The sequence below is a fragment of the Streptomyces sp. NPDC046716 genome, from assembly GCF_040645755.1.
In the GTDB taxonomy this organism is placed as follows: Bacteria; Actinomycetota; Actinomycetes; order Streptomycetales; family Streptomycetaceae; genus Streptomyces.
Genome location: NZ_JBEYYU010000086.1, coordinates 22,966 through 29,367, shown reverse-complemented (window position 1 = coordinate 29,367; position 6,402 = coordinate 22,966). Strand labels below are relative to the sequence as shown.

General features: G+C 72.3%; 5 protein-coding genes. 2 read left to right on the top strand and 3 right to left on the bottom strand.

The features are described 5' to 3' along the window. Positions 1–965 (top strand): ATP-binding protein (locus ABZ930_RS38055; RefSeq protein WP_361558952.1); only part of this gene is annotated, 965 nt, incomplete at its 5' end. A 221-nt stretch (positions 966–1,186) separates the two neighbouring features. Here the strand turns inward: ABZ930_RS38055 and ABZ930_RS38050 are convergent. Genes ABZ930_RS38050 through ABZ930_RS38040 form a run of 3 tightly spaced genes read right to left on the bottom strand, consistent with a single transcriptional unit; the run spans position 1,187 to position 5,230 of the window. Then, entirely contained in the window at positions 1,187–1,861 is a 675-nt protein-coding gene (locus ABZ930_RS38050; protein WP_361558949.1) for a response regulator transcription factor, read from the bottom strand. Beyond that, positions 1,858–3,054, bottom strand: coding sequence for a sensor histidine kinase (locus ABZ930_RS38045; protein ID WP_361558946.1), 1,197 nt, complete (start codon positions 3,052–3,054; stop codon positions 1,858–1,860). The genes ABZ930_RS38050 and ABZ930_RS38045 overlap by 4 nt, the downstream gene beginning before the upstream one ends. A gap of 4 nt (positions 3,055–3,058) precedes the next feature. Next, positions 3,059–5,230 carry an MMPL family transporter gene (locus ABZ930_RS38040; RefSeq protein ID WP_361558943.1) on the bottom strand — a complete coding sequence of 724 codons (2,172 nt, stop codon included), beginning with the start codon at positions 5,228–5,230 and terminating at the stop codon, positions 3,059–3,061. Between the two features lie 176 nt (positions 5,231–5,406). Between ABZ930_RS38040 and ABZ930_RS38035 the strand changes: the two genes are divergently transcribed. Further along, positions 5,407–6,222 carry an ATP-binding cassette domain-containing protein gene (locus ABZ930_RS38035; RefSeq protein ID WP_361558940.1) on the top strand — a complete coding sequence of 272 codons (816 nt, stop codon included), beginning with the start codon at positions 5,407–5,409 and terminating at the stop codon, positions 6,220–6,222. Positions 6,223–6,402 lie beyond the last annotated feature (180 nt).

The window sequence follows — 6,402 nt, the reverse complement described above, 5'->3', positions numbered from 1 at the left end:
TGCGGGAGACGTTCGCGATGGACTCGGTCGCGTTGTTGGAGCGGGTGAGTGACACGGAGCCGTGGACCTGTGCGGGCAGTGTGGGGCCGCGGCCGCTGGGTCGCCCCGAGGACGCCGACGTCGACATGCCCGTCGGCGACCACACCGCACTCGTGCTCCACGGCCGCGTTCTGCCCGCGGAGGACCGGCGGGTGCTCGCCGCGTTCGCCGCGCAGGCGGTGGTCGTCGTCGACCGGGACCGCCTCAAGTCCGAGGCGATCCAGGCCCGTTCCCTGGTCGAGGGCAACCGGATGCGCACGGCGTTGCTCGCCGCCGTCTCGCACGATCTGCGCACCCCGCTGTCCGGCATCAAGGCATCGGTGTCGTCGCTGCGCGCGGACGACGTCGAGTGGTCCGAGCGCGACCGGGCCGAACTCCTGGAAGCCATCGAGGAGGGCGCGGACCGGCTCGATCATCTGGTGGGGAACCTGCTGGACATGTCGCGGCTCCAGACGGGCACGGTCGCTCCGCTGATCCGGGAGATCGACCTGGACGAGGTGGTGCCCCTGGCGCTCGTCGGCGTACCGGACCCGGAGCTGAGCGTCGATCTCGATGTTCCCGAGAGCCTGCCGATGGTGAGCGTCGACAAGGGACTGCTGGAGCGGGCGGTGGCGAACATCGTCGAGAACGCGGTGAAGTACAGCCCGCCCGACGAACCGGTGCTGGTCGCGGCGAGCACGCTGGGGGAGCGGGTGGAGCTGCGGGTCGTCGACCGGGGTCCGGGTGTCCCGGACGAGGCGAAGGACCGTATCTTCGCCCCCTTCCAGCGGTACGGGGACGCTCCCCGGGGTGCGGGGGTGGGACTCGGGCTCGCGGTGGCGCGGGGTTTCGTGGAGGCGATGGGCGGCACGCTCACCGCCGAGGACACCCCGGGCGGCGGCCTCACCATGGTCCTCACCCTGCGCGCGGCGGGGCAGACCCCTTGAGTCCGGTCCCCTGGGCGAGCGCGGCTCGCCTCAGGGGCGCGGGGAACTGAGCGAGCAACCACGACGAACCGGTCTGGCACGCCGACCTGCGGCGTTGTCGTCGGTTGCCAACGCTCCGCGTTGACGCCCTCCTCCGCCTTGCATCTCGACGCACCAGACCCCGCTCACCAGCACAGGAATGCGCGGGCCGCCCGGCTGCGACCTGATCCGCCGGACAGGCCCTAGGCCGCACCCCCCGACGACGGCAGCAACCCCCGCTCCATCGCCACGACCACGGCCCGCGTCCGGTCACTCACATCCAGCTTCGCGAACACCCGCAGCAGATGCGTCTTCACCGTCGCCTCGCCGATCACCAGCCGCCGCCCGATGTCCGCGTTGGACAGTCCGTCCGCCACGGCCCTGAGCACATCGACCTCGCGCGAGGTCAGCGCCGCCTGCGTCGGGCGGCGCATCTTCGCGACGAGCTTCTGCGCGACCCGCGGAGCGAGCACGGTCTCCCCGCGCGCCGCGGAGCGGATCGCGTCGACGAGCTGTTCCCGCGAGGTGTCCTTGAGGAGATAGCCGATCGCGCCGGCCTCCACCGCGTGCTCGATCTCGGCGTCCGTGTCGTACGTCGTCAGGATCAGCACCCGGGTCGCGGTCGGCCCCGCGACGATCCGCCGGGTCGCCGCGACCCCGTCGAGGACCGGCATCCGCAGATCCAGCAGGGCCACGTCCGGGGCGAGCCGCTCGACCAGCTCGACGCCCTCCCGGCCGTCGCCCGCCTCGCCGACCACCTCGATGCCGGGCTCGGGCATGAGCAGCGCGACGACGCCCGCCCGCATCACGGTGTGGTCGTCGACCACGACGACGCGCAGCGCCGCGTCCCGGTCGTCGCGCTGGTCCTGGCCGTTCATGCGGGCTCCTCGACGTCGTGGGTGAGTGGCAGGAAGGCGAGTATCCGGGTGCCGTCCCCGAGAGAACTGGTGACGGTCAGCTCACCGCCCAGCTCGGCGAGCCGCTTGCGCATCCCGTCGAGCCCGAAACCGTGCGCCGCGCCGACGTCGAAGCCCTGCCCGTCGTCGGTGATCTCCAGCTCGATCCCGTACGGGCCGGGGGAGAGCACCACCACGACCGTCGACGCGCCGGCGTGCTTGCGGACGTTCGCCAGGGACTCCTGGGTGCAGCGCAGCAGGGCGATCCTGGTCTGCTGGTCGCAGTCCAGGCCGTCCGGCAGCTCGGCCTCCACGGCGAGGCCGGTGTCCTCGGTGAACCGGTCCAGGGTGCGGCGCAGCGCCCCGGCCACCGACCCGCGCACCGCTCCGTCCGGCGGCGTCGAGCCGACCAGCGCCCGCGCCTCCGCCAGATTCTCGCGGGCCGTCTGCTCGATCGACGTCAACTGCTGCCCGGTGCGGACGGGTTGGCTCTCGATTCCGGCCCGCGCCGCCTCCGCGAGCACGATGATCGAGGCGAAGCCCTGCGCGAGCGTGTCATGGATCTCGCGGGCCATCCGCTCCCGCTCCGCCGCCGCGCCCTCCCGGCGCAGCGCCTCGGACAACTCCTCCTGCGTGTGGGCGAGTTCCGCGCGCAGCCGGGCCCGCTCGTCGCGCACCTCGAGCGCGCGCGGAGTCAGGGTCGCGATCAGTACGCCCGCCGCGTACACCCCCGCGGTGGAGATGCCGTTGCGGACCAGGGCCTCCCCGCCCCAGCCCTCCCGCAGCACCCCGCCCACCGTGATGGCGACGCCTCCCAGGGCGCTGCTGACCAGCGCGCCCCGCCGGCTGTCCGCGTACACCACGAACTGGGCGAGAGCCACGGTGTACAGCACGCCGAACCCGTCCCGCAGATACGCGAGAACGCCCAGGGAGACGATCAGCAGGCCCAGATAGACGTACCCGTCCACCGGCTTCCCGCGCCCCCGGCGGTGGACCGCGGCGCCCGCGCAGCCGAGCGCGACCAGCAGCGCGAGCGACCCGTACCGTGCCGCCGCCGGAGCGTCACCGAGGACGGTGAGCAGAGCCAGCAGTCCGATGATCGCCCAGGAGAACAGGTCCCAGGAGTGCAGGAACCAGATCCAGAACGGATCGCCGCGCCGCGGTCGTTGCAACATCGCGTCAGCCTACGTTCATCAGTGACCGGGTCGCCTTCGTCTCCGGCGAAGCCGTCCGCGCACCCCGCCACGGCCACCAACTCCGCTCACCGAGCAGCAGCATGAGCGCGGGCAGGATCAGCACCCGGATCACGAACGCGTCGAGGAGCACCGCCACCGCGAGGCTGAACCCGATCTGCTTCATCTCGATGAAGTGCAGGGACACGAAGCTCGCGAACACGGTCACCATCACGAACGCGGCGCTGGTCACCACCCCCGCCGAACTCCCCACCCCGTCGAGCACCGCCTGCCGGGCCGGCACCCCGCGCCGCACGCCCTCCTTGATCCGGCTGATCACGAACACCTGGTAGTCCATGGAGAGCCCGAAGAGGATCACGAACAGGAACAGCGGCACGCGCGAACCGATCGTCCCCGTCGAGTCGAAGTCGAGCAGCCCCTCGGCCCAACTCCCCTGGAACGTCAGGGTGAGTACGCCGAGCGACGCACCCGCCGACAGCAGGTTCAGCACGACACCGACCACCCCGAGCACCACCGACCGGAACGCCCAGACGGTCATCAAGAACGTCACGAGCAGCAGCGCGCCGATGATCAGCGGCAGCTTCTGCTTCTGGTGCGCCGGATAGTCGGCATAGCGGGCCACGTCACCGGTGACGGCCGCCTCCACCCCCAACTTCCCTACGGTGTCCGGGAGATAGCGGTCCCGCAGCCGCTCCAGGGAGTCCTGCGCGGGCTGCGTGCTGACGTAGTGCGGGACGGGCAGATCGAGCGAGCTGACGCGGTGGTCGGCGGAGGTGCGCAGCGTGGACGTGCCGTTCATGCCCGGGTCGTCCTTCGCCTCGGCGGCGAGGGCGCGCAGCGCCGCCGCCACCTCGTCCGCACGGTCCGCGGACGCCCGTACGACGACCTGGTGCGCGGCCTTGACCTCGGGGAACGCCGCGTTGAGCCGGTCGAACGTGGGCATCGACTGCGTCTGCCGCGAGTGCGTCTCCCGGCCCATGTCGGTGAGTCTCATGCCGAGCAGCGGCGCGGCCAGGGCCAGCAGCGCGACCGACGCGACGGCGAGCACGGCGACGGGGCGCCGGGCGGTGAGGCGCAGCAGGGCGTTGTGCCGTACGGGCTTCGGGGCCGGCTGCGGCTTGTTCCGCCGGGCGGCGCGGCGCTCGGCCCGCGCCCCCAGCGCGGCGAGCAGCGCCGGCAGCACCGTCAGCGAACTGACCACGGCGACCAGCGTCACCACGATGGCGGCGGTGGCGATCGAGGAGAAGATCACGTCGTCGGCGAGGAACAGCGTGGCGCTGGAGACCGCGACGGCCAGACCGGACAGCACCACCGCACGCCCGGACGTCGCGGCGGCCAGCTCGACCAGCGCCTGCGGGCTCAACCACCCCTGGGCGCGGGCGCGTTCCTCCCGTTCCCGCTTCAGATAGAACAGGGTGTAGTCGACGCCCACGGCGAGCCCGATGAGCAGGATGATGTTGGTGCCGACGCCCGCGTCGGGGAAGACGTGCGAGGCCAGCATCGAAAGCCCCACCGACGCCACGATCGACGACAGCGCGAGCAGCAGCGGCACGGTCGCCATCGCCACCGACCGGAAGACGAACAGCAGGGTGAGCAGGGTGATGGGCAGCGCGATCATCTCGGTACGGGACAGGTCGCTGCCGCGCAGCTTGTCGACGCCCTGGCTGATGGACGGGCCGCCGGTCTCCTCGACCCGCAGCCCGGGGTGCGCCCTCCGCACCTCGGCCGTCTGCGCGCGCAGCGGGTCGACGTGCTTCTTGCCGTCGAGCTCGGCGCCCTTCATGGTGACGTCGACGCGCACGGCCCGGCCGTCCTTCGACCACACGGGCCCGGCCACGGACCGCACCTCGGGTAGCGCGCGCATCCGCCGGGCGACCTCCCCGGCGACGGCGGCGCCCTCGGTCCGGTCCAGGGCCGCGGATCCGGACCGGTTCTCGATCAGCACCCGCTCCACGGGCCGCTGCGCGAGCCCGCCCTCGCGGGCGATCGCCTCGGCGCGGCCCGCTTCACCGACACCGAAGTCGGCGGACGTGGCGGGATTCGACCCGGCGGCGATGCCGGCGCCGAGGCAGAGAACGACGAAGAGGAACCATCCGGCGATCGCGCGCCACGGATGTCCCGCGCTCCAACGAGCCATTCTTACGGGGTAGTTGGTCATGACGTCCATGCTGCTCGGCAGGGGTGCGCCACCGGCAGCGGCGGCCGGTTGAACCTGCCGTCCACCGACCGGTGGACCCGCCCCTCCACCGCCCGGGTCCACACCTCGGACGCCCCGGTAAATATGTGCCGTGTGCAGCTACTCTGCGTCCGATACGCGAGGAATCGGGAGGCACCATGAGCAGGACCAACGAGACGGACGCGCGGATCGTCGCCACCCTCGACGGCGCGAGCATGCGCCGCCTCACCACCGGCCAGGTCATCCTCGACGCGATCGACTGGAGCGTCCGCTCCGGCGAGCACTGGGCACTGCTCGGCCCCAACGGCGCCGGCAAGACCAGCATCCTGCGCCTGGTCGGCGCGACCACCTTCCCCACCACCGGCACCGTCGAGGTCCTCGGCCACCGGCTCGGCCGCGTCGACGTGCGGGAGCTGCGCGCCCACATCGGCCACGTCTCCACCTCCCAGCGCGTCCCCCAGGACCTCACCGGCCACACCGTCGTCCTGACCGGCCACTCCGGCACGGTGCAGCCGCTCTGGAAGACGTACGACGACGAGGTGCGCGACCGCGCCCACGAACTGCTCGCCGAACTCCAGATCAAGGACCTCGCCGACCGCCCGTACGGCGTCTGCTCCGGCGGGCAGCGCGCCCGCATCCTCATCGCCCGCGCCCTGATGGCGAACCCGTCGCTGCTGCTGCTCGACGAGCCGTTCAACGCGCTCGACCTGCCCTCCCGCGAAGACCTCATCGACACCATGCGCCGGCTGGCCGACAACCGGCCCGAGCTGGCCACGGTCACCGTCACCCACCACCTCGAGGAGCTGTCGCCCGCCATCAGCCACGCGCTGCTCCTGAAGGAGGGCCGGGTCCTCGCCCGGGGCGCCGTCGAGGACGTGCTCACCGCCGACCGGATGACCGCCTGCTTCGGCCGCCCCATCGAGGTCACCCGGCACGCGGGCCGCTGGCTGGCCCGCTCGGGCGGCCTCGCCTGAGGACCGTCGCCACCCCCGGGGTGTAGACAGCACCACCCCGGGTCCGGTGCGTACGCCCAGTGCCCCCGACGCCCGCCGTCCCTACCGTCGAAACCATCGACGACACGGCGCACGAGCGCCGGACGAGGGGATCGGCGGCCATGCGACAGACACAGGCACAGACACACGCACAGACACACG